The sequence below is a fragment of the Streptomyces sp. A3M-1-3 genome, assembly GCF_024213665.1.
GTDB lineage: Bacteria > Actinomycetota > Actinomycetes > Streptomycetales > Streptomycetaceae > Streptomyces.
Genome location: NZ_JANAVP010000042.1, coordinates 1 through 21,789 on the forward strand (window position 1 = coordinate 1; position 21,789 = coordinate 21,789).

Consider the following 21,789-nt stretch of genomic DNA (forward strand, 5'->3'; position numbering starts at 1 on the left):
TCATAAGCAAGATCATACGCTACTCATGACATGCAATAGACACTCATGGACACTCAATCAGCAGCAGCTTCCTACCCTTCTTGATCAGGAACAAGGAGGCAGCCAACTTCTCTCCTGATCAAGGGAGTTACCCATGGTTCAACAGATCGTCAACTTACTACAAGGTAGTAATCTCGCCAACGTGGAGATCATCGAGGTTCCCGTTGCCGAGTTGAACCAGCAGACGGCCCGCGTTCTACGGCGCGTGTACGAGGACGGTGCGACAGTGGTCGTGGTCGCCGGCCGCTACCGGCAGCCGCTCGCCACCATCCGGCCATACATGGAACGAGATGACAGTTCGCCATCCGAGGAAGGCGACGGCGCATAGCCACGCCCCCTGGCTCTCGTGCCGGGGCGGGTGATCGTAAGGGCATGGCTCGGCCACACCCGCAGGGATGCAGGCGGGGCCGGGGGTGTGTGGGTCAGGCGTCCTCGCCGATGACGGTGATCTCGCAGCGGGCCTGTGTGCCGAGGCCCTTCTTGATCCGTGCGTCGGCGGTCACCAGCGGAACGCCGAGCGCTTCGGCGGGGGCGACGTACTGGGCGTCGTAGGCGGACAGGTTCGCGTACAGCTTTCTCACCCTGGTCCAGAACGGGAGGCTTTCCCGCTTGGTGAGAGGGAGGAGTTGGTAGGCGTCCATCGCCCTCTCCATCTCCTCGCCAGTGATCTTGCTGCCTCGGTGCATGCCCAGAAGGGCTGAGGTGACCTCGTAGTCGATCAGAGTGGGGGCGAAGACCTCGGTTGCCTTGGCCATCTCTTCGCGGGCCTGTACGCCGTCGGGTGTATGGGCGGTGAGCGCGGTGACGAGGGCGGAGCAGTCAATGACGATCAACGTCCGGCCCGCCCCTCGTCGATCGCTGCGAGGACGTCGGCGGTGGTGACCCGGGCGGTGGTTTCCCGGTTCAGGCGCTCCACCATCTCGGCCATGGTGGGCCGTGCGGTCTCACGGGCGATGACCTCCAGGAGGTATGCCTGGAGGCTCTTACCTGTCTGGACGGCGCGGATCTTGAGCGTCTGAACCTGGTCTTCGGGTACGTCCCGGATGGTGAGAGCGGTCATAGCTGCACTGAAAGCATTTTGCAGGCATCGAGGGCGCTTCACCGGCACCTGTGGCTGCTCCGACCCCACCTCCCGGGGCGTAGAGGTTGAGGTCCACCTCCACCCCGGACCGTGATCGTTTGTGCTCCCCGCGGGAGCACCACCCCTGTCATCTCGTGCCGTCCCATGTCGTCACGTACGGCGCTGACCTGTGCTCACAGGTATCCGCCCAGGTCGCCGACTCCCCTGGGCGGGAGGCTTCCGGCAGTTCGTCGGCGCGGCGGAGAAGGTCGGAAGCGCTGGTTTGTGGTGGTGATGTCGTCGGTCACTCGGTGCCCTCTCGGCGGATCTCGTCCAGGATCTCGATGTTCTGCCCGTGGCTGGTGCCGGTGATTGGTGGCGGCGTGCGCAGCGACGGCGGCGGAGAAAGCGAGACGGCGTAGCGGCAGCGTTGCCCGTCCCTGGCGGCAATCGTGGACGGGCCCGCCGGGCGCTGTCGGTCAGTAGTGGTAGCGGGCCTTGAGGATCTTCACTTCCTTCTCGCCCGCCCGGTACACGAGCCGGTGTTCGTCGTCGATCCGGCGGGACCAGTAGCCCGAAAGATCGCCTTTCAGCGGCTCGGGCTTGCCGATCCCGTTGAACGGATCGCGCTGGATCTCGCCGATCAGACGGGTGATCCTGCGAGCCATCTTCCGGTCCGAGGCGAGCCAGAAGTGGAAGTCCTCCCAGCCGTCGGGATCGAAGTGAGCACTTCTCACTCCTCGCCCCCGGCCAGCTCCCTCAGCTCATCCAGCGTCTTGCTGATCGTGGGCGCGCTCTCGCGGTCCCGGGCAACAGCCGCCATCAGGCGCTTGGCGTTCTCGGGGGAGCGCAGCAGGTAGACGGTCTCCTGCCACGAGTCGTAGTCGTCGGCGGACATGAGGACGGCGTCGCCGCTCTTGGAGCTGATGCGCACGGGGGTGTGGTCGGTGTTGACGCGCTCGATGAGCGGGAAGAGCGTTGCTCGCGCTTCGCTGGCGCTTATGGACATGGTGATCACTCCCCTCTCAGTGGTACAACTATATGGTACTGAATCGGTACCCGAAAGTCGTACAGCCGGAGAGCGTTATTGCCGCCATCTCCGCAATTCCCATGTGAGGCGAAGGCCCCGCTGTCTAGGACAGCGGGGCCTTCGTCGTTCCCGCCGCCGTGATGAGCAGGGCCAGCGCCGCCGCCGCGACCGGCACCGCGTAGCCGGCGGCCGCGCCGAAGCGCTCCACCGCCCAGCCGCCCGCCGCCGAGCCGCAGGCGATGCCGCCGAGCAGGGCGGTCACGGCCAGACTCATGCCCTCGTTCAGCCGGTCCACCGGTATGCGGCGCTGTACGAGCGTCATGCCGGTGACCATGGTGGGAGCAGTGGCCATCCCGGCCGGCAGCAGCGACGCGGCGACCGCGAGCAGCGATCCGGTGATCGTGGCCGCCAGCAGCGGCAGGCTCATCAGGGCCGCCATCGCGGCGACGCAGAGCAGCAGGCGGGCCCGCGGGTGGCCCGCCGGGCGCAGCGATCCGTACAGCAGTCCGGCCACACAGGATCCCGCCGCCTGGAGCGCGAGGACTGTGCCCGCGGCCGCGCGGTGGCCGCGGTCATCGGCGAAGGCGATGGTGACGACCTCCATGGAGCCGAAGACCGCGCCGGTGGCGAGGAACGCCGCCAGCAGCGGCGGCATGCCCGGAACGCGCAGCGGTGAGCGCGCCCTGCTGCGGGGTGCGACGGGTGGCTCGGTCGCCCGCTGGGCGGCGAAGAGCAGTACGCCGGTGAGGAGCAGGACCGCGCCGGTCAGGGTGCCCGCCTCCGGGAAGAGGGCGGTGCACAGGAAGGCCGCCAGCACCGGGCCGAGCATGAAGCAGAGCTCGTCGGCGGCCTGTTCGAAGGAGTTGGCGGTGTGCAGCGTGGCGGGATCGTCCTTGTGCAGGTGGGCCCAGCGGGCGCGGGACATTCCGCCGGTGTTGGGGGTGGTGGCGGTGGCGGCGTACGCGGCGAAGAGCGTCCAGTCGGGAGCGTCGTGGCGCACGCACAGCAGCAGGGCGAGCGAGCCGAGCGCCGCGATCGCGGTCGCGGGCACCGCGATACGGGCCTGGCCGTGCCGGTCCACCAGGCGGGCGGTCCAGGGGGCGACGAGCGCGGTGACGGCGAGGCCGGTCGCGGTGACCGCGCCCGCCAGGGCGTACGAGCCGCGCGACCCGGCGATCATCATGACGGCGCTCACGCTGAACATCCCCATGGGGAGCCGCGCGATCAGATTGCCCGCCGTGAAGGCGCGCGCGCCGGGCGTGGCGAAGAGGCGGACGTACGGGTTGCGAGGGCCGGGAGAGACCGGGGCGGCCTCGGGCATGGCGGTCAGCGGGGAATCGGGCGAATGCGGCATGCGGCAACCCTCGCTGTGCGTGTCCGCGCCGGTCCAACACCTGCTCCGGCGCTATTGACGCACCTGTGTTGTAAATGAGCCGTGTAAATTCGTTCAATGGCCAGAGACATCGAGCCCCGGCTGCTCCGCGCCTTCACCGCGGCCGCCGACGAGATGCACTTCACCCGGGCCGCCGCACGGCTCTACGTCGCCCAGCAGGCGCTCAGCCGGGACATCCGGCGGCTGGAGCGGGAGTTGGGCGCCGAGCTGTTCGTACGGACCACCCGGCAGGTCTCCCTCACCGCGGACGGTGAGCGGCTGCTGCCGTACGCCCGCCGCGTGCTGGAGGCACAGGACGACCTGGCGGCGGCCTTCGCGGGGACCGGCGACGCCGCCCGGCCGCTGCTCGTCGACCTCAACACCGAAGGCATGATCTCCGGGCGGGTGCTGGCCCGCGCCCGTGAACTGGCGCCCGGCTGCGAGCTGATGGCCCGCTTCGAGAGCGGGCTCACCGGCGCCGCCGCCGAGATCCTCGCCTGGCGGCTCGATGTCTCCTTCGGTCGGTTCGCCGGCCTGGAGCCGGCCGTCCGCGCGCGCCTGGCCCATCAGCCGGTCCGGTACGAGCCGCTGGCCGTCCTGCTGCCGTACGGGCATCTGCTGGCGGACCGCCCGGAGGTGCCGCTGGACGCGCTTGCGGGGGAGTCCGTGTACGCGGGAGCGGGCAATCCGCGGACCCTGGAGTGGACGGATTTCGCCCGGCTGCTGTTCGCCGGCCGGGGGATCGACGTGGCACCGCCGGCGCCGGTGGCGGTCGGGCACGAGGAGTTCCGCCGGGTGATGGCGAAGAGCCGGAACCCGGTGCTGGTGGCGGTGGACTTTCCCGAGCTGCCGGGGGCCGTGCTGCGGCCGCTGGTGGATCCCGTACCGCTGTCGCCGGTGTCCATGGTGTGGCGGAAAGGGCTGAGGCACCCAGGGCTCGAAGCGCTGCGTGCGGCCGTGACGGGCCTCGCGCAGGAGGAGGGCTGGCTCGATCCGGCGCCCGGCAGCTGGATGCCCGAGGCCGATATGGCGGTGGCTCCCTGATGGCGGACCGGACGCGGAAGGCGGACGCCACGGTCTCACACAGGGGCCGACAGCGGGGTGAGAGCAAGGTTTCGCGCCAGTCATCCGACGGCACGGGGCTGAAACGAGCCAACCCTACGGTCAGGCATCACGGACCCGACATCTGTGGAGGCGTGATGACTGCCCCGACCACCACCGCTTTGCGCAAGGGGGGCCGCTGGATCGAGCAGTGGGACCCGGAGGACGAGACCTTCTGGAAGGAGAAGGGGGAGCGGATCGCCCGGCGCAATCTGATCTTCTCCGTACTGTCCGAGCACATCGGTTTCTCCATCTGGACCCTGTGGTCGGTGATGGTCCTCTTCATGGGACCGCAGTACGGGATCGACCCGGCCGGGAAGTTCTTCCTGATCGCCACGGCCACCCTGGTCGGCGCGGTCGTCCGCGTCCCCTACACGTTCGCCGTCGCCCGATTCGGCGGCCGGAACTGGACGGTCTTCAGCGCGCTGATGCTGCTGCTGCCGACGGTGGCCGCACTGTTCGTGATGAAGCCCGGCACCTCGTACACCACCTTCATGGTGGTCGCCGCGCTCACCGGCGTCGGAGGCGGAAACTTCGCCTCCTCGATGACCAACATCAACTCCTTCTTCCCGCTGCGGAAGAAGGGCTGGGCGCTCGGCCTGAACGCCGGCGGCGGCAACATCGGCGTACCGGTGGTGCAGCTCGTGGGCCTGCTGGTCATCGGCACGGCCGGTGCCACGCACCCGCGGATCGTGCTCGCCGCCTACATCCCGCTGATCGTGCTCGCCGCCGTCTTCGCGCTGCTGTGCATGGACAACCTCGCCCCCGTCCGCAACGACACCGGGGCCGCGAAGGAAGCGGTGGGGGACGGGCACACCTGGATCATGGCCTTCCTGTACATCGGGACCTTCGGGTCGTTCATCGGCTACAGCTTCGCCTTCGGCCTGGTGCTCCAGACCCAGTTCGGCCGCACGCCCCTCCAGGCCGCCTCGCTGACCTTCGTCGGTCCGCTGCTCGGCTCCCTGATCCGCCCGGTCGGCGGCTCGCTGGCCGACCGCCTCGGCGGGGCCCGGATCACCCTGTGGAACTTCGCCGCGATGGCTGCCGCGACCGGGGCAGTGGTCTACGCGTCGTTCGAGAAGTCCCTGGCGGTCTTCCTGACCGGCTTCATCGCCCTGTTCATCCTGACCGGGCTCGGCAACGGCTCCACGTACAAGATGATCCCGGGCATCTTCCAGGCCAAGGCCCTCGCCAAGGGGATGTCGGGAGAGGCCGCCGCGGCCTACGGACGCCGGCTGTCCGGCGCCTCCATGGGGCTCATCGGCGCGGTGGGCGCGCTCGGCGGGCTCGGCATCAACCTCGTCTTCCGGCAGGCGTTCCTCACCTCCGGGTCCGGCACCGCGGCCTTCGTCACCTTCCTCGCCTTCTACGGGGTGTGCTTCGTGGTGACGTGGGCGGTATACCTTCGGCGGCCGGCCGCCGCCCCCGCGCGGACAGAGATCACGGAAGCGAAGCCGCAGCTCAGCTACGCCGAGGTGTAATCCGTAACGTCCGTTAACGACGGCGAAATACCGGCGAACCGAGCCCGTCACGCCCCGTTGGCAGGCTCGGTCCGCCGGCACCAGCACGTAACACCCCCATGCACAGAGCGGGGCACCAGCCATGAACGAAACACAGCACGGCCCTCTCGCGGGCTTCACGGTCGGCGTCACGGCGGCCCGGCGCGCGGACGAGCTCGGGGCGCTGCTGCAGCGGCGCGGTGCGGCCGTACTGCACGCCCCCGCCCTGCGGATCGTGCCGGTCGCCGACGACAGCGAACTCCTCGCCGCGACCAAGGAACTGATCGCACACGCCCCGGACGTGGTGATCGCGACGACCGCGATCGGCTTCCGCGGATGGGTGGAGGCCGCCGACGGCTGGGGCATCGGCGAGGACCTCCTCGCGCGGCTGCGCGGCGTCGAACTCCTCGCGCGCGGACCGAAGGTGAAGGGCGCGGTCCGGGCCGCCGGCCTCACCGAGGAATGGTCTCCCGCCTCCGAGTCCATGGCGGAGGTACTGGACCGGCTGCTGGCCGAGGGCGTGGACGGCCGCCGGGTCGCCATCCAGCTGCACGGCGACCCGCTGCCCGGCTTTGTCGAGGCGCTGCGGGCCGGGGGCGCCGAAGTCGTCGGCGTACCCGTCTACCGCTGGATGCCGCCCGAGGACATCGCGCCGCTGGACCGTCTCCTCGACGCCACCGTCTCCCGCTCCCTGGACGCGGTCAGCTTCACCAGCGCCCCGGCCGCCGCCTCGCTGCTCTCCCGTGCCGAGCACCGCGGGCTGCTCCCCGAGCTGCTGGACGCCCTGCGGCACGACGTCCTGTCGGCCTGCGTAGGCCCGGTCACCGCCCTGCCCCTCCAGGACCACGGCATCGACACCTCGCAGCCGGAGCGCTTCCGGCTGGGCCCCCTGGTGCAGCTGCTCTGCCAGGAACTGCCCTCCCGCGCCCGCACCCTGCCCGTCGCCGGGCACCGCGTCGAGATCCGCGGCCACGCGGTCCTGATCGACGACGCCCTGCGTCCCGTGCCGCCCGCCGGCATGTCCCTGCTGCGTACGCTGGCCCGCCGCCCCGGCTGGGTCGTCGCCCGCGCGGAACTGCTGCGGGCGCTGCCGGGCGCGGGCCGCGACGAGCACGCCGTCGAGACGGCGATGGCCCGGCTGCGTACCGCGCTGGGCGCCCCGAAGCTGATCCAGACCGTGGTCAAGCGCGGCTACCGGCTGGCCCTGGACCCGGCCGCGGACGCGAAGTACGCCGACGCGTAGCGGCTGCCGCTGCCAGGCAGCCCCGGTCTGCCGTACGGACGCGCCTGGCCGGTAGCAGGGGTTCCGGCCGGGCGTCGGGGCAGGCACTCTGGGGGGACGGTACTCACCCGTGAATCCCGAGGCGGTGACAGGCGCATGGCGGCGGGCATGGGCTCGTACGAGCTGCGGTTCGACTCCGGGCGGATCTGCCTGGACCTGGTGGCGACCGGAGCGTATCCGGCGGAGCGGCTCGACGGGCGCGACCGGCTACGGGCGTGGCTGACCGGCGTCGGACTCGTACCGGCGGGCACCGTGCTCACGGCCGTCGACGCGGGCTGGCTGGCGCGCTTCCGGGAACTGCGCGGCGATGTGGGCGAATTGGTGCGCGCGGAGATCGAGGGCAAGCCCGCCGAGGAGGCCCTGGCGCGGGTCAACGCGCTGGCGGGCGGGCCGCCGCCCCCGCTGTGCGCCGTGCGCGCGGCGAGCGGTGAGCTGGTCCGGACACTCGGCGCCGACCCGGACTGCGGCGCGCTGCTCGCCGCGGTGGCCCGGGACGCCGTCGAGCTGCTGACCGACCCGGTCGCGCGGGCCCGGCTGCGGCAGTGCGAGGGCGACGGCTGCTCGCTCGTCTACCTGGACACCTCCCGCGGGCGTCGTCGGCGCTGGTGCTCCAGCGAGGTGTGCGGGAACCGCGAGCGGGTCGCCCGGCACCGGCGGCGGTCCGTCGCCGCACAGCCGTAGCGGCAGCCGTAGCCACGGCCGTAAAAGATCTTGAAAGAATCTTTCTGCCGCGTTGAGCACAACCGCCTCCGCCTTCCGTAGTGATGGAGGAAGAGTCCGGCTGTCTCGACCTGGAGGTTCTGGTGCGCAAGGATGCCGCCGTGGCCGATGACCGCCCGCAACGGGCACGACATCGCAGTGAGGTGCCGCGCTCCCAGTCCTCCGTCCCCGACGAGGAGTTGATGCGGGCGCTCTACCGCGAGCACGCGGGTCCGCTTCTCGCGTACGTACTCCGCCTGGTCGCGGGCGATCGCCAGCGCGCCGAGGACGTCGTCCAGGAGACCCTCATCCGGGCCTGGAAGAACGCAGGTCAGCTCAGCAACGCCACTGGTTCGGTCCGGCCCTGGCTGGTGACCGTCGCCCGGCGTATCGTCATCGACGGTCATCGCAGTAGGCAAGCTCGGCCACAAGAGGTCGAGCCGTCGCCGCTCGAGGTCATGCCCGCGGAGGACGAGATTGACAAGGCGTTGTGGCTGATGACGCTCTCTGATGCGCTCGACGATCTGACACCTGCTCACCGGGAGGTGCTGGTCGAGACGTACTTCAAGGGACGTACGGTCAATGAGGCTGCCGAGATACTCGGCATACCCAGCGGGACGGTGCGGTCCAGGGTGTTCTACGCGCTGCGCTCCATGAAGCTCGCGCTCGAAGAACGAGGAGTGACGGCATGACCGCGCAGGGGTGGTACCCCGGCAACAACGCGCAGGACGGCAACAGCTCGCACGATGCCGCCGGCGCGTACGTGCTCGGCATTCTGGATGACGCGGAGGCCACGGCCTTCGAGGCGCATCTCGCCGGCTGCGAGATCTGCGCCTCCCACCTGGACGAGTTCGCCGGCATGGAACCCATGCTCGCGATGCTCGCCGAGGCTCCGGGGCCGCCCGCGAGGGTGACGGCGCCCAGCAGCAAGCTGCTCGACAACCTCGTCGACGACGTCGCCGAGAAGCGCGCACAGCGCAGGCGGCGCAGCTTCTACATGGTGGCGGCCGCGGCGGTGCTGGTCATCGGCGGGCCGGCGGTGGCGGTCGTGGCGACGTCCGGGGACGACAGCGGGAACAACGTGGCGGAGCCCCATCCGACCAGCCCGGCCGAGGACGCCTTCTTCAACCACATGGAGGAGAAGATCAAGGCGACCGACGCGTCGACCAAGGTCAGCGCCACGGTGGGGCTGGAGAAGAAGGGCTGGGGGACGCACACCGTCCTGGAACTCAAGAACGTCAAGGGCCCGCTGAAGTGCAGTCTGGTCGCGGTGTCCAAGACCGGCGAGGAAGAGACGGTCACCTCCTGGGCCGTGCCCAAGTGGGGCTACGGCATCCCGGACAGCACGAACGAGTCGGCCAAGAACCCGCTGTACGTCCATGGCGGCGCGGCGATGGACCGGAACGACATCGATCATTTCGAGGTCCGGACGTTCGACGGCAAACGGCTGGTCGAGGTGGACGCCTGACAGTCGAGGTGGACGCCTGACAGACGGACGCCTCACAGCGCGTGCATATCGGGGCCCCCTTCGCGTACGGTTGACGGCTGCCCACAGCACGTCAGAAGGGGGCCTCGGTGGCCGCGCAGGATGCCGCTGTCGATTCCGTACGAGACCGTGAGATCGGTGTCGAGCAGAATCACCTGGACCAGGTGTACCGCCGCCTCGAGGAGAAGATCCACGAGGCGGAATTCTTGATGAACGACGCCGCCCAGCGTGGCCAGGTCGGCACGCCCGGCGCGCTCGCCGAGCGCGACGCGCAGGTGTTCCGTGCCGGTATCCACCTCAACCGGCTCAACAACGAGTTCGAGGACTTCCTCTTCGGGCGTATCGACCTGCTGCTCGGCAAGGACGGCGAGAAGGGACCGGACGGCGCGTACACGTCGGTCGAGCCCGCCGACAACGCCGTACGGCCGGACAACACGGCCGACATCGCCGAGACCCTGCACATCGGCCGGATCGGCGTCCTCGACTCCGACTACGCGCCGCTGGTCATCGACTGGCGCGCGCCGGCCGCCGCGCCGTTCTACCGCTCGACCCCGAAGGATCCGGGCCGGGTGGTACGCCGCCGCGTCATCCGGTCCAAGGGCCGCAAGGTCCTCGGGGTCGAGGACGACCTGATGCGGCCGGAGGTCGCCGCCACACTGGACGGCGCCGACCTGCCGGTGATCGGCGACGGGGCGCTGATGGCCGCGCTCGGCCGGGCCCGCGGCCACACCATGCGGGACATCGTCTCCTCCATCCAGGCCGAACAGGACCTGGTCATCCGCGCCCCCGCCGCCTCCGTTACGGAGGTGTCGGGCGGCCCCGGCACCGGCAAGACCGCCGTCGCCCTGCACCGGGCGGCGTACCTGCTCTACCAGGACCGCAGGCGGTACGCGGGCGGCATCCTGGTCGTCTCGCCGACCCCGCTGCTCGTCGCGTACACCGAGGGCGTGCTGCCCTCGCTGGGCGAGGAGGGGCAGGTCGCGATCCGCGCGGTCGGCTCGCTGGTCGACGGCGCGGAGGCATCAGAGTGGGGCGGCCCGAAGGGCCTCGGTGAGGGGCGGTGGTCGGGCGACGGGAGGGCTTACGACGATCCGGCGGTGGCCCGCGTCAAGGGCTCCTCCCGGATGCTGAAGGTACTGAGCAAGGCGGCCCGCGGAGCGCTGGAGCCCGCGTCGCCTGCGTGCTCCGCGCGGGGGAGCGACCCGGCCGGCGCGGCGCAGCCGCGGTCCGGCAGGGCTTCGGACGCCCCCGGCTCCGGGGCCGGTACCCGACGGTGGCCGGCGCAGGCGCGGCCCGCTGGGCCCGGCGGCGAGCAGCTCGCCTTCGGCGAGGAGGGGCCCGCGCCGGACGCGGGTCCAGCAGCCGCAGGGACCGAGCAGCTTGCCTTCGGCGACGCCGCCGGGCCGAATGCCGACGCTGCGCACGGCGGCGAGTCCGCGCGCTCCGCGCGCTCCGCGCGGGACGCGGGCAGGGCGGGCGCGGCGGACCTGGCGCCGGAGACTCCCACCCGGCTCCGGGTGGTCGCCTTCGGGGGGCGGATCGAGCTGGTGGCCGAGGAGCTGCAGCGCATCCGGCACTCCGTGCTCGGCGGGACCGCGCCGATCAACCTGCTGCGGCCGCGGGCCCGGCGGCTGGTCCTCGACGCCCTGTGGGCCAAGTCCAACGGACGCGGCAGGTACACGGACCCCGAGCTGATCGCCGAGCTTCGCTCCGGCTTCGACGACGACGTCTCGACCGAGCCCGAGTTCCTCGCGTTCATGGACGCCTGGTGGCCCGAGCTCACCCCGCGCCGGGTGCTGGCCGCGATGGCCGACGAGCGCCGGCTCGGCCGCTGGGCGCGCCGGGTGCTCAACCCGCGCGAGACCCGGCTGCTGGCCCGGTCCCTGCGGCGGGTGGGGGCGGACGGGCAGGGCCCCCTCTCCGTACACGATGTGGCGCTCCTCGACGAGCTGCAGATGCTGCTCGGTACGCCGGCCCGGCCGAAGCGCAAGCGGGAGTACGACCCACTGGACCAGCTCACCGGCCTCGAAGAGCTGATGCCGCAGCGCGAGGAGACCCAGTGGGAGCGGGCCGAGCGGCTCGCCGCGGAGCGGACGGAGTACGCGCACGTCATCGTCGACGAGGCGCAGGACCTGACGCCCATGCAGTGGCGGATGGTCGGCCGGCGCGGCCGGCACGCGACCTGGACGATCGTCGGCGACCCGGCCCAATCCTCCTGGTCGGACCCGGACGAGGCGGCCGCGGCCCGGGACGAGGCGCTGGGCACCCGCCCGCGCCGCCGGTTCACCCTGACCGTGAACTACCGCAACCCGGCCGAGATCGCCGCGCTCGCGGCGAAGATCCTGGCGCTGGCCATGCCCGGTATGGAGTCCCCGACGGCGGTCCGCTCGACGGGCGTGGAGCCGCGCTTCGTCGCGGCGGGCGCCGATCTGGCGGGGGCCGTCCGGCAGGAGGCACAGCGGCTGCTGGAGCGGGTGGACGGCACGGTCGGTGTCGTCGTCGCGATGAACCGGCGCGAGGAGGCCGCACGGTGGCTGGCCGGGCTCGGCGAGCGGGCGGTGGCGCTGGGCAGCCTGGAGGCCAAGGGACTGGAGTACGACGCGACGGTCGTCGTGTCGCCGGCCGAGATCGCTGGGGGTACCTCCCAGGACGAAGTCTCTGGGGGAGAGAGCCCGGCGGGCCTGCGTGTCCTGTATGTGGCGCTGACCCGCGCCACGCAGCAGCTCACGGTGGTGTCGGGCGAGCGCGACGACCCGGATGCCGAGGCAGTCCCTGACCTGCTCAGGGACTGAACGGGTGTTGGCCGGGATCCCAACTCGCGGGACCGGAATCACTTTCCGGGATCCTTTGTTAGCCTGAGTACGGCACCGGCTCGATCCAAGCCCCCGGGCCCAACCTTCGTCGCTTAGAGCGACCACTTGCCGCGAGGCGAGCATGGCGGGTCGGTGCCACCTTGTATGTATCTACGGAAGAGACCCGCGCCACCCATGCGGTGGCGCGGGTCTCTTCTGTTTGGCCGCAACTTCTCGTATGGTGGAAACTACTTTCCGAAAACTAAATGACCGCATTACCTGCTACCGGCAGGTAGGTGTCACCATCGGAAGGCGTTGCCGGGCGACAGCCGCGGCCGTAAAGCAATGAAGCTAGGGAAAGCAGAGGAAACCGGCCATGGCAACGGCGCCCAGCGTCTCGTACTCGATGACGGTCCGGCTGGAGGTCCCCGCGAGCGGAACCGCGGTCAGCCAGCTCACCACGGCCGTGGAGTCCTCCGGCGGCTCGGTCACCGGCCTCGATGTGACCGCTTCCGGCCACGAGAAGCTGCGGATGGACGTCACGATCGCCGCCACCTCCACCTCGCACGCCGACGAGATCGTCGAGAAGCTGCGCGCCATCGAGGGCATCGTCCTGGGCAAGGTCTCCGACCGTACGTTCCTGATGCACCTCGGCGGCAAGATCGAGATGCAGTCCAAACACCCCATCCGCAACCGTGACGATCTCTCGATGATCTACACGCCGGGTGTGGCCCGGGTGTGCATGGCGATCGCCGAGAACCCCGAGGACGCCCGGCGCCTCACCATCAAGCGCAACGCCGTCGCAGTTGTGACGGACGGCTCCGCCGTCCTCGGCCTCGGCAACATCGGCCCCAAGGCCGCCCTCCCGGTGATGGAGGGCAAGGCGGCCCTCTTCAAGCGGTTCGCCGGCATCGACGCGTGGCCGCTGTGCCTGGACACCCAGGACACCGACGAGATCGTCGCCATCGTCAAGGCGATCGCCCCCGGCTTCGCGGGAATCAACCTCGAGGACATCTCCGCGCCCCGCTGCTTCGAGATCGAGGCGCGGCTGCGCGAGGCCCTCGACATCCCCGTCTTCCACGACGACCAGCACGGCACGGCGATCGTCGTCCTCGCCTCCCTGACCAACGCACTTCGCGTGGTGGGCAAGGGAATTGGCGATGTACGGGTCGTCATGTCCGGCGCCGGCGCGGCCGGTACGGCCATCCTCAAACTGCTCATCGCCGCAGGTGTGAAGCACGCGGTCGTCGCCGACATCCACGGGGTCGTGCACGCCGGCCGCGAGGACCTGGTCTCGGCCGACCCCGACTCGCCGCTGCGCTGGATCGCCGACAACACCAACCCGGAGGGCGTCACCGGAACCCTCAAGCAGGCTGTCGCCGGCGCCGACGTGTTCATCGGTGTCTCGGCCCCCAACGTGCTCGGCGGCGGCGACGTGGCGGCCATGGCGGACGGTGCGATCGTCTTCGCGCTCGCGAACCCGGACCCCGAGGTGGACCCCGCGATCGCCCGTCAGACGGCGGCAGTTGTGGCCACCGGCCGCTCGGACTTCCCGAACCAGATCAACAACGTGCTGGTCTTCCCGGGTGTCTTCCGCGGCCTGCTGGACGCGCAGTCCCGTACCGTCAACACGGAGATGATGCTCGCGGCCGCGGCGGCGCTCGCCGACGTCGTCACCGAGGACGAGCTCAACCCGAACTACATCATCCCCTCGGTCTTCAACGAGAAGGTCGCGGGTGCGGTCGCCGGAGCCGTCCGTACGGCCGCCAGGGCCGCCGGGGCGGGTGCTGACGCGCTGTGACACGGCGCGTCGCGGAACGCGGCGCCTCGGCCGCCCCTAGGGTTGCCGGGATACCCGCACAGAGGCCTGCGGCCCGCTGCCGTACGCGTCAGTGAGTCGACGGAGCGTCACCACGACGAGGCAGTGGCGCTTTTCGTGTGACTCTGGCGGGTGCCGGATTGGCTTTCCCGCCGCTGGTGGGGGCAGGATGATTGACCGGGCGCGAGGGTCTGACGTCAGACCCGGGTCCGGGGACTGTCCGAGGGCCCTGGCAGCATCGGCTTCGATCTCACGCCTCATAGGCAAGTTGAACACGGGAGTACAACATGAACCGCAGTGAGCTGGTGGCCGCTCTGTCCGAGCGCGCCGAGGTGACCCGCAAGGACGCCGACGCCGTTCTGGCCGCTCTCGCCGAGACGATCGGCGAGGTTGTCGCCAAGGGCGACGAGAAGGTCACCATCCCCGGCTTCCTGACCTTCGAGCGCACCCACCGTGCCGCTCGCACCGCTCGTAACCCGCAGACCGGCGACCCGATCCAGATCCCGGCCGGCTACAGCGTGAAGGTCTCCGCGGGCTCCAAGCTCAAGGAAGCCGCCAAGGGCAAGTAAGCCCCGAAGGCAACACGAAGGGCGGCCACCCGGTCCGGGTGGCCGCCCGTCTGCGTACGTACGGTCGCGTCCTCGCCCAGACGGGCGCGCCACCCGGGAGTTCGACCTTCGCTCCCAGCTCGACCAACTTCTCCATACAGTGCTGTCCCGGGGGGTGACCCCCGGACCCCCAGCCGGAGGGGCGCTGCCGTGCCGGTGCATAGTTGTGCCGCAACGACGATGGCCCCCCGCAGAGGGGGGCCATCAGCACGGTGTTCGACGCGCCTAGACGAGCGCGCCACCCGGGAGTTCGACCTTCGCTCCCAGCTCGACCAACTTCTCCATGAAGTTCTCGTAGCCGCGGTTGATCAGGTCGATGCCGTGGACCCTGGACGTGCCCTGGGCCGCCAGGGCCGCGATCAGGTACGAGAAGCCGCCCCGGAGGTCCGGGATGACCAGGTCGGCGCCCTGGAGCTTCGTGGGGCCGGAAACGACCGCCGAGTGCAGGAAGTTGCGCTGGCCGAAGCGGCAGGCCGAGCCGCCCAGGCACTCGCGGTACAGCTGGATGTGCGCGCCCATCTGGTTGAGCGCGGACGTGAAGCCCAGCCGGGACTCGTAGACCGTCTCGTGGACGATGGAGAGCCCGGCCGCCTGCGTCAGGGCGACGACCAGCGGCTGCTGCCAGTCGGTCTGGAAACCGGGGTGTACGTCCGTCTCCAGGGCGATCGCCTTCAGCGGGCCGCCCGGGTGCCAGAAGCGGATGCCCTCGTCGTCGATCTCGAACGCGCCACCCACCTTCCGGTACGTGTTGAGGAACGTCATCATCGAGCGCTGCTGGGCGCCGCGCACATAGATGTTGCCCTCGGTGGCGAGCGCCGCAGACGCCCAGGAGGCCGCCTCCAGGCGGTCCGGGAGCGCACGGTGGTTGTAGCCGCCGAGCTTGTCGACACCGGTGATCCGGATGGTCCGGTCGGTGTCCATGGAGATGATCGCGCCCATCTTCTGCAGTACGCAGATGAGGTCCTCGATCTCCGGCTCCACGGCGGCGTTGGACAGCTCGGTGACGCCCTCGGCCAGCACGGCCGTCAGCAGCACCTGCTCGGTCGAGCCGACCGACGGGTACGGCAGCCGGATCTTCGTGCCGCGCAGCCGCTGCGGGGCCTCCAGATACTGCCCGTCCGCCCGCTTCTCGATCGTCGCGCCGAACTGGCGCAGCACCTCGAAGTGGAAGTCGATCGGCCGGCCGCCGATGTCACAGCCGCCGAGGCCCGGGATGAACGCGTGGCCGAGCCGGTGCAGCAGCGGGCCGCAGAACAGGATGGGAATGCGCGACGAGCCCGCGTGCGCGTCGATGTCCGCCACATTGGCGCTTTCGACGTGCGACGGGTCGAGGACCAGTTCGCCCGGCTCGTCGCCGGGGCGGACCGTCACACCGTGCAGCTGGAGCAGCCCGCGCACGACCCGCACATCACGGATGTCGGGCACATTGCGCAGCCGGCTCGGCCCGCTGCCGAGCAGCGCGGCGACCATGGCCTTCGGCACGAGGTTCTTGGCGCCGCGGACACGGATCTCGCCCTCGAGCGGGGTTCCGCCGTGGACAAGCAGTACATCGTCTGTGCCGGTCATGAATCTCGCGTTCCGGAGAGGGTGGGCAGGGGGCCAGGGAAAAGGGTAAGGGGCGACCACCCCCGCTCCGTAAGGCCCAGGACGGTGTGGGAACGTCATGAATTTGCCACAGCACGCTCCGTATGCCCCGGACTGCGCAGCGTTGCCCTTCCGGCGACGCGCTCCCGCTGCTGCCGTGCGCCCTGAGCTGCATACGCTCACAGACCGCCGTTAACTCCCCCCAGAGGGCAAAGATGCGGGATCATGTCGGCATGACCGAGGTGTCCTCGCTCACAGGGCGGCTGCTCGTCGCCACCCCCGCCCTCGCGGATCCGAACTTCGACCGCGCGGTGGTGCTTCTCCTCGACCACGACGAGGAGGGCTCGCTCGGCGTGGTCCTCAACCGCCCGACCCCGGTCGGCGTCGGCGACATCCTGGAGGCATGGGCGGCCCTCGCGGGCGAGCCGGGGGTCGTCTTCCAGGGCGGCCCGGTCTCCCTCGACTCGGCGCTCGGGGTGGCCGTCATCCCCGGTGAGGAGGGCCCGCTCGGCTGGCGGCGGGTGCACGGCGCGATCGGGCTGGTCGACCTGGAGGCGCCCCCCGAGCTGCTGGCCAGCGCTCTCGGCTCCTTGCGGATCTTCGCGGGATACGCCGGATGGGGTCCCGGCCAGCTGGAGGACGAGCTGATCGAGGGCGCCTGGTACGTCGTCGAGTCCGAGCCGGGTGACGTGTCGGCTCCGGACCCGGAACGGCTCTGGCGGGCCGTACTGCGGCGGCAGCGCAGCGAGCTCGCGATGGTGGCCACGTACCCGGACGACCCGTCCCTGAACTGATGCCCGCAGGTTTCAGTACCCTTGGCTTCTATGAGCACTCTTGAGCCCGAGCGCGGGGCAGGTACGGGGACCCTCGTAGAGCCGACGCCGCAGGTGTCGCACGGCGACGGCGACCACGAGCGCTTCGCCCACTACGTCCAGAAGGACAAGATCATGGCGAGCGCGCTCGACGGCACGCCCGTCGTCGCGCTCTGCGGCAAGGTCTGGGTTCCGGGCCGTGACCCGAAGAAGTACCCGGTCTGCCCGATGTGCAAGGAGATCTACGAGTCGATGGGCGTCGGCGGCTCGGGCGGCGACAAGGGCAAGGGCGGCAAGGACAAGTAGCCCTTCGTCCCGGCCGGCTCCACCTGTAACTCTCCGAAAAGGCCCTCGCGGTGCGCTGATGCGCGCGGCGGGGGCCTTTCGCGTGCGCGCCGTGGCCGCCATAATCCTGCCGGTTGTGCAGAGCGAAACGTTCGTTGCGTATGTTGCAACGCCGACTCGTAGGGGTTACCGGATGACGTTCTCCACCCGAATGGCAGCACCCATCGCGGCTCTTGCCCAGGCCGGCCTCGCCGCCACCGCCTGCGCCCCCCCAGACTTCCGACAACAGCGCCAAGAAGGACGAGAAGAGCAGCACACTCCGGGTCCGGCTGTTCCAGGAGGTCAACGGGATCTTGCGAGGATTCCCGGCCCTTTAGGGACGGGAAGTTGACGACGGATGAGAACGACTGGGGCGGGATCACGGCCGCCTCGACGGTGATGACCCTCCCGGTGCTCGTCTTCTTCGTACTCGTACAGCGCAGGCTCGTCTCGGGCCTCGGCGGAGCGGTCAAGGACTGACATGACTGACATGACTGACGTGATGGATCTGATTCCGGCACCGCGGAGCGTCGAACGGGTGCCGCCCGGGCCCGCGTGCGACTCTCTCGACGCACAGACGCAGCTCGATCCCCAGACCGGTACCGAATACGTCGCACGCTGGCTCCGTACGACGGTCGGGGCAGCCACCGGGCTTCCGCTGCCGGACGGCAACGACGACGACAACCGCATCGTGCTGAGCATTGACGCCGGACTCGCCCCCGAGGAATACCGCCTGGTCGTCGACGGGTACGCCCGCCGCATCGAGGGGGGCAGCGCGGCCGGCGTCTTCTGGGGTGCGCAGACCCTCCGCCAGCTGCTCGGTCCCGAGGCGTTCCGGCGCGCTCCGCTCACGCCGGGCCGGGTCTGGACCCTCCCGCTGATCACTATCCGGGACACCCCGCGATTCGCCTGGCGCGGGCTGATGCTCGACGTGGCACGCCACTTCATGCCCAAGGACGGCGTCCTGCGCTACCTGGACCTCCTCGCCGCCCACAAGCTCAACGTCTTTCATCTCCACCTCACCGACGACCAGGGCTGGCGTATCGAGATCAAGCGCCACCCGAAGCTCACGGAGGTCGGCGCCTGGCGGTCCCGTACCAAGTGGGGCCACCGCGCCTCGCCGCTCTGGACCGGGACACCGCACGGCGGTTACTACACCCAGGACGACATCCGCGAGATCGTCGCCTACGCCGCGGAGCGGCATATCACCGTCGTCCCCGAGATCGACATCCCCGGCCACTCCCAGGCCGCCATCGTCGCCTACCCGGACCTCGGCAACACCGATGTCGTCGATACGGCCGCCCTGTCGGTCTGGGACACCTGGGGCGTCAATCCGAACGTCCTGGCGCCCAGTGACCACACCCTGCGCTTCTACGAGGACGTGTTCGAGGAAGTCCTTGCCCTCTTCCCGTCCCCCTTCATCCACATCGGCGGGGACGAGTGCCCCAAGGACCAGTGGAAGGCATCCCCGGCCGCCCAGGCCCGTATCAGGGAACTGGGACTGGCGGACGAGGACGAACTGCAGTCGTGGTTCATCCGGCACTTCGACAGGTGGCTCGCCGGGCGCGGCCGCCGGCTCATCGGCTGGGACGAGATCCTGGAGGGCGGCTACCTGGAGGGCGGCCAGGAGGGCCGCGGCCTCGCGTCCGGCGCGGCGGTCTCCTCCTGGCGTGGTTACGCGGGCGGGATCGCGGCCGCCGAGGCAGGGCACGACGTCGTCATGTGCCCCGAGCAGCAGGTGTACTTGGACCACCGGCAGGCCGGCGGCGAGGACGAGCCGATGCCCATCGGGTATGTGCGCACGCTGGAGGACGTCTACCGCTTTGAACCCGTGCCGCCGGGGCTGTCGGCCCAGGCGGCCGGCCACATCCTCGGCACCCAGGCCAACGTCTGGACCGAGGTGATGGAGAACCAGAGCCGCGTCGACTACCAGACGTTCCCGCGGCTGGCCGCCTTCGCCGAGGTCGCCTGGTCGGTGCTGCCCGCGCCCGCGGAACGGGACTTCGCCGCGTTCGAGACACGAATGGCCACGCACTACGCCCGACTTGACGCCCTCGGCGTGGAGTACCGGCCGCCCGGCGGCCCGTTGCCCTGGCAGCGGCGGCCGGGCCCCGAGGGAATCGACGGAATCAACGCCGTTCTCGGACGCCCGATCGAGGGGGCGCCCCCGATCGTGTGAGCCGGACCGGAAGCCCGGTGCTCGTACGCCGCTTCCCTGGGACTGTGGGATGCCCGTACGGAATAAGTAGTACAAGGGTCCCCGAAGGTGGCATTTCGCACTCTGCGGCGAAGGTGTGAGAAACCGGACTATCGCCCTGGTCGGGGGCGGATGCACCCTTCGCGGACCCTCTCTCCGGTCGGCTCGGAAGATGTGCCAGAGTTGCCACGTCCGGGTCGCGAGCACGTACCGTACGGCGGAACAGGCGGGACGGCCGGGACACCGGGACACCGGGAAGGGGCAGCTGGGTTGACCACGCACGCACCGCAGGCGGCGCAGTCCGTGACGCTGCCTGCCTCGCTCGACGAGGCTGTGGCGGCACTCGCCGCCATGCCCGCCGCCGTGCCTGTCGCCGGTGGCACCGATCTGATGGCCGCGGTCAACTCGGGACTGCTGCGACCCGCGGCGCTGGTCGGTCTCGGCCGGATCAGCGAGATCCGCGGCTGGCAGTACCAGGACGGCCACGCCCTGTTGGGCGCGGGCCTCACGCACGCGCGGATGGGCCGGCCCGACTTCGCGGCGCTCATCCCGGCGCTGGCCGCTGCCGCGCGGGCCGCGGGGCCGCCCCAGATCCGTAACGCCGGAACACTCGGCGGCAATATCGTCACCGCTGCTCACACGGGTGACGCTTTGCCCGTCCTGGCCGCCCTGGAAGCGACTCTGGTGATCGCGGGACCCGGCGGGTCCCGCCGCGAGATCCCCGTCTCCCATCTGCTGGCCGGCCGGGAGATGCTCAGCCCCGGCGAGCTGATCGGTTTTGTCCGCGTGCCGCTGCTGCACGCGCCCCAGGTCTTCCTGAAGGCGACCGGCCGGACCGGCCCCGGCCGCGCCACAGCCTCCGTCGCGCTCGTCCTCGACCCGGCCAGGCGCGGCGTGCGCTGTGCGGTGGGCGCGGTGGCGCCGATGCCGTTGCGGCCGCTGGAGGCCGAGCGCTGGGTCGCCTCGCTCATCGACTGGGACGGCGACCGCGGGCTGGCGCCCGAGGCGCTGGCGGCGTTCGGCGAGTACGTCGCTGCCGCGTGCGTTCCGGACCCGGCCCCGGCGGCGGACGGCTCGGAGGCGGCCCCCCTGTCGCCCGCCGTACTGCATCTGCGGCGTACGGTCGCCGCGCTGGCCCGACGAGCACTGGGGAGGGCGCTGACGTCATGAGCGACAACGAGAACTCCCGGCGCCCGCAGCACCCGCAGCAGCAGGGTGGGTGGCAGCCGGTGCCGCAGGGCGGCGAGTACGACGCGGAGGCCACGGCCTTCGTCAGGCTGCCCGAGGACATGATGGGCCTCGGCGAGCCCCTGGCCGCCCCGGGGCACGGCTACGTACCCCCGGTGATCACCCCGCTCACCCCCGCCGCGGGCACCGACCCGTCGGCGACCGGTACGTGGGCGATGCCGGAGGCTGTGCGCTGGCCGGAGCCGGCGGCACACGACCCGCGGGCAACGGGCCAGTGGAACTTCACGGAGGCGGAGCCGGAGCCGGGTTCGGGCGGGACCGGGTCGGACCTCACCGGCCAGTGGACCATCCCGGTGGCGGGCGGCGACCTTCCGGAGGAATCGGGCGAGTTCACGACCTCGGCTCTGGCGGCCCACTGGGGCGCGTCGGCGCCGGCCACGCTGCCCGGCGGCGCGACCGCGCCGTGGGCCACACCGGGTGCGGCGGAGGGCCAGCCGTCGCCCTGGGCCCGCCCGCAGGGCAGCCCGGGCGAGCATCCCGGCGAGCCGGCCGCCTCCCCGCCACCGACCGGCCACTGGCCGAGCCTCGCCGCCCTGGCGGAAGCCGAGCACGACGCCGAAGCGGCACCCGAGCGTGAGCGCGAACCGCGGGGCAGCGAACAGCGGGCCGGCCTGTACCCCGCGCACCCGCAGAGCGAGCACACCGACGCCGAAGACGGCAGCGGGCACCCGCACAGTGCCCGCCAGCCTGGTGGCGAGGGCCACGACGGCGAGCAGCAGTACGCCGAAGACGGCCGCGGCCCCGACGGCGAGGTTCGCGACGGCGAGGTTCGCGACGGCGAGAAGTTGTACGCCGGAGACGGCAGCGGGCACCCGCAAGGTGGCCGACGGTCCGACG

Annotated in this window: 20 protein-coding genes and 3 pseudogenes; 17 read left to right on the plus strand and 6 right to left on the minus strand. The window is 70.8% G+C overall.

The window, feature by feature from the left end:
• Positions 1-133 precede the first annotated feature (133 nt).
• Entirely contained in the window at positions 134-367 is a 234-nt protein-coding gene (locus NLX86_RS31505) for a hypothetical protein (protein WP_254375235.1), read from the plus strand.
• 94 nt (positions 368-461) lie between these two features.
• Here the strand turns inward: NLX86_RS31505 and NLX86_RS31510 are convergent, their stop codons facing one another.
• The 5 genes from NLX86_RS31510 to NLX86_RS31530 all read right to left on the minus strand — a co-directional run bounded on the left by NLX86_RS31510 (position 462) and on the right by NLX86_RS31530 (position 3,483).
• Positions 462-872 (minus strand): type II toxin-antitoxin system VapC family toxin, encoded by a 411-nt coding sequence (locus NLX86_RS31510; protein WP_254375236.1) that lies wholly within the window; start codon positions 870-872, stop codon positions 462-464.
• A complete protein-coding gene (locus NLX86_RS31515) occupies positions 869-1,099 on the minus strand; it encodes an antitoxin (protein WP_254375237.1) in 231 nt (76 codons plus the stop codon). The genes NLX86_RS31510 and NLX86_RS31515 overlap by 4 nt, the downstream gene beginning before the upstream one ends.
• Positions 1,100-1,578: 479 nt before the next feature.
• Positions 1,579-1,836, minus strand: a complete 258-nt coding sequence (locus tag NLX86_RS31520; RefSeq protein ID WP_308409665.1) for a Txe/YoeB family addiction module toxin — start codon at positions 1,834-1,836, stop codon at positions 1,579-1,581.
• On the minus strand, positions 1,833-2,108 hold the full coding sequence (locus NLX86_RS31525) for a type II toxin-antitoxin system Phd/YefM family antitoxin (protein ID WP_254375238.1): 276 nt from the start codon (positions 2,106-2,108) through the stop codon (positions 1,833-1,835). The genes NLX86_RS31520 and NLX86_RS31525 overlap by 4 nt, the downstream gene beginning before the upstream one ends.
• Positions 2,109-2,232: 124 nt before the next feature.
• Positions 2,233-3,483, minus strand: coding sequence for an MFS transporter (locus tag NLX86_RS31530; RefSeq protein ID WP_374214003.1), 1,251 nt, complete (start codon positions 3,481-3,483; stop codon positions 2,233-2,235).
• Positions 3,484-3,579: 96 nt separating this feature from the next.
• Between NLX86_RS31530 and NLX86_RS31535 the strand changes: the two genes are divergently transcribed.
• The 9 genes from NLX86_RS31535 (at position 3,580) to NLX86_RS31575 (ending at position 14,748) form a co-directional block, all read left to right on the plus strand.
• On the plus strand, positions 3,580-4,545 hold the full coding sequence (locus tag NLX86_RS31535; protein ID WP_254375239.1) for a LysR family transcriptional regulator: 966 nt from the start codon (positions 3,580-3,582) through the stop codon (positions 4,543-4,545).
• A gap of 155 nt (positions 4,546-4,700) precedes the next feature.
• Entirely contained in the window at positions 4,701-6,083 is a 1,383-nt protein-coding gene (locus NLX86_RS31540) for a NarK/NasA family nitrate transporter (RefSeq protein ID WP_254375240.1), read from the plus strand.
• 121 nt (positions 6,084-6,204) lie between these two features.
• Positions 6,205-7,344, plus strand: a complete 1,140-nt coding sequence (locus NLX86_RS31545; RefSeq protein WP_254375241.1) for a uroporphyrinogen-III synthase — start codon at positions 6,205-6,207, stop codon at positions 7,342-7,344.
• Positions 7,345-7,479: 135 nt separating this feature from the next.
• Complete coding sequence (locus NLX86_RS31550) at positions 7,480-8,064, plus strand: ABATE domain-containing protein (protein WP_254375242.1); 585 nt, start codon at positions 7,480-7,482, stop codon at positions 8,062-8,064.
• Between the two features lie 83 nt (positions 8,065-8,147).
• Positions 8,148-8,774: a sigma-70 family RNA polymerase sigma factor gene (locus NLX86_RS31555; protein WP_254375243.1), complete on the plus strand. Its 627-nt coding sequence runs from the start codon at positions 8,148-8,150 to the stop codon at positions 8,772-8,774.
• Entirely contained in the window at positions 8,771-9,550 is a 780-nt protein-coding gene (locus NLX86_RS31560; RefSeq protein ID WP_254375244.1) for an anti-sigma factor, read from the plus strand. Before NLX86_RS31555 ends, NLX86_RS31560 begins: the two co-directional genes overlap by 4 nt.
• 107 nt (positions 9,551-9,657) lie before the next feature.
• The gene (locus NLX86_RS31565) at positions 9,658-12,360 is read left to right on the plus strand and encodes a UvrD-helicase domain-containing protein (RefSeq protein ID WP_254375245.1); all 2,703 of its coding nucleotides are present in this window, start codon (positions 9,658-9,660) and stop codon (positions 12,358-12,360) included.
• 376 nt (positions 12,361-12,736) lie between these two features.
• The gene (locus NLX86_RS31570) at positions 12,737-14,161 is read left to right on the plus strand and encodes an NAD-dependent malic enzyme (RefSeq protein WP_254375246.1); all 1,425 of its coding nucleotides are present in this window, start codon (positions 12,737-12,739) and stop codon (positions 14,159-14,161) included.
• Positions 14,162-14,466: 305 nt separating this feature from the next.
• On the plus strand, positions 14,467-14,748 hold the full coding sequence (locus NLX86_RS31575) for an HU family DNA-binding protein (protein WP_030875040.1): 282 nt from the start codon (positions 14,467-14,469) through the stop codon (positions 14,746-14,748).
• Between the two features lie 264 nt (positions 14,749-15,012).
• On the opposite strand, the gene murA is transcribed toward NLX86_RS31575, so the two are convergent.
• A complete protein-coding gene (gene murA, locus NLX86_RS31580) occupies positions 15,013-16,353 on the minus strand; it encodes a UDP-N-acetylglucosamine 1-carboxyvinyltransferase (protein ID WP_254375247.1) in 1,341 nt (446 codons plus the stop codon).
• Between the two features lie 251 nt (positions 16,354-16,604).
• Between murA and NLX86_RS31585 the strand changes: the two genes are divergently transcribed.
• The 7 genes and pseudogenes from NLX86_RS31585 to NLX86_RS31615 all read left to right on the plus strand — a co-directional run.
• A complete protein-coding gene (locus NLX86_RS31585; RefSeq protein WP_254375248.1) occupies positions 16,605-17,165 on the plus strand; it encodes a YqgE/AlgH family protein in 561 nt (186 codons plus the stop codon).
• A 30-nt stretch (positions 17,166-17,195) separates the two neighbouring features.
• Positions 17,196-17,489 (plus strand): DUF3039 domain-containing protein, encoded by a 294-nt coding sequence (locus tag NLX86_RS31590; RefSeq protein ID WP_254375249.1) that lies wholly within the window; start codon positions 17,196-17,198, stop codon positions 17,487-17,489.
• Between the two features lie 172 nt (positions 17,490-17,661).
• Positions 17,662-17,815: pseudogene (locus tag NLX86_RS31595) on the plus strand (ABC transporter substrate-binding protein); the annotation flags it as partial.
• Between the two features lie 49 nt (positions 17,816-17,864).
• Positions 17,865-17,987: pseudogene (locus NLX86_RS31600) on the plus strand (carbohydrate ABC transporter permease); the annotation flags it as partial.
• Position 17,988: 1 nt separating this feature from the next.
• On the plus strand, positions 17,989-19,686 hold the full coding sequence (locus tag NLX86_RS31605; protein ID WP_374214004.1) for a beta-N-acetylhexosaminidase: 1,698 nt from the start codon (positions 17,989-17,991) through the stop codon (positions 19,684-19,686).
• A 288-nt stretch (positions 19,687-19,974) separates the two neighbouring features.
• Positions 19,975-20,874, plus strand: coding sequence for a xanthine dehydrogenase family protein subunit M (locus NLX86_RS31610; RefSeq protein ID WP_254375250.1), 900 nt, complete (start codon positions 19,975-19,977; stop codon positions 20,872-20,874).
• Positions 20,871-21,789, plus strand: a pseudogene (locus NLX86_RS31615) (hypothetical protein); the annotation flags it as partial. The gene NLX86_RS31610 and the pseudogene NLX86_RS31615, both read left to right, overlap by 4 nt.

What these genes read in the sequence shown, in the direction of transcription:
- NLX86_RS31530 (WP_374214003.1), bottom strand. Translation starts at nt 3,483, where the DNA reads ATGCCGCATTCGCCCGATTCCCCGCTGACCGCCATGCCCGAGGCCGCC.
- NLX86_RS31550 (WP_254375242.1), top strand. Translation starts at nt 7,480, where the DNA reads ATGGCGGCGGGCATGGGCTCGTACGAGCTGCGGTTCGACTCCGGGCGG.
- NLX86_RS31545 (WP_254375241.1), top strand. Translation starts at nt 6,205, where the DNA reads ATGAACGAAACACAGCACGGCCCTCTCGCGGGCTTCACGGTCGGCGTC.
- NLX86_RS31555 (WP_254375243.1), top strand. Translation starts at nt 8,148, where the DNA reads ATGGAGGAAGAGTCCGGCTGTCTCGACCTGGAGGTTCTGGTGCGCAAG.
- NLX86_RS31540 (WP_254375240.1), top strand. Translation starts at nt 4,701, where the DNA reads ATGACTGCCCCGACCACCACCGCTTTGCGCAAGGGGGGCCGCTGGATC.
- NLX86_RS31585 (WP_254375248.1), top strand. Translation starts at nt 16,605, where the DNA reads ATGACCGAGGTGTCCTCGCTCACAGGGCGGCTGCTCGTCGCCACCCCC.
- NLX86_RS31560 (WP_254375244.1), top strand. Translation starts at nt 8,771, where the DNA reads ATGACCGCGCAGGGGTGGTACCCCGGCAACAACGCGCAGGACGGCAAC.
- NLX86_RS31570 (WP_254375246.1), top strand. Translation starts at nt 12,737, where the DNA reads ATGGCAACGGCGCCCAGCGTCTCGTACTCGATGACGGTCCGGCTGGAG.
- NLX86_RS31575 (WP_030875040.1), top strand. Translation starts at nt 14,467, where the DNA reads ATGAACCGCAGTGAGCTGGTGGCCGCTCTGTCCGAGCGCGCCGAGGTG.
- NLX86_RS31590 (WP_254375249.1), top strand. Translation starts at nt 17,196, where the DNA reads ATGAGCACTCTTGAGCCCGAGCGCGGGGCAGGTACGGGGACCCTCGTA.
- NLX86_RS31505 (WP_254375235.1), top strand. Translation starts at nt 134, where the DNA reads ATGGTTCAACAGATCGTCAACTTACTACAAGGTAGTAATCTCGCCAAC.
- NLX86_RS31605 (WP_374214004.1), top strand. Translation starts at nt 17,989, where the DNA reads ATGACTGACATGACTGACGTGATGGATCTGATTCCGGCACCGCGGAGC.
- NLX86_RS31525 (WP_254375238.1), bottom strand. Translation starts at nt 2,108, where the DNA reads ATGTCCATAAGCGCCAGCGAAGCGCGAGCAACGCTCTTCCCGCTCATC.
- NLX86_RS31535 (WP_254375239.1), top strand. Translation starts at nt 3,580, where the DNA reads ATGGCCAGAGACATCGAGCCCCGGCTGCTCCGCGCCTTCACCGCGGCC.
- murA (WP_254375247.1), bottom strand. Translation starts at nt 16,353, where the DNA reads ATGACCGGCACAGACGATGTACTGCTTGTCCACGGCGGAACCCCGCTC.
- NLX86_RS31515 (WP_254375237.1), bottom strand. Translation starts at nt 1,099, where the DNA reads ATGACCGCTCTCACCATCCGGGACGTACCCGAAGACCAGGTTCAGACG.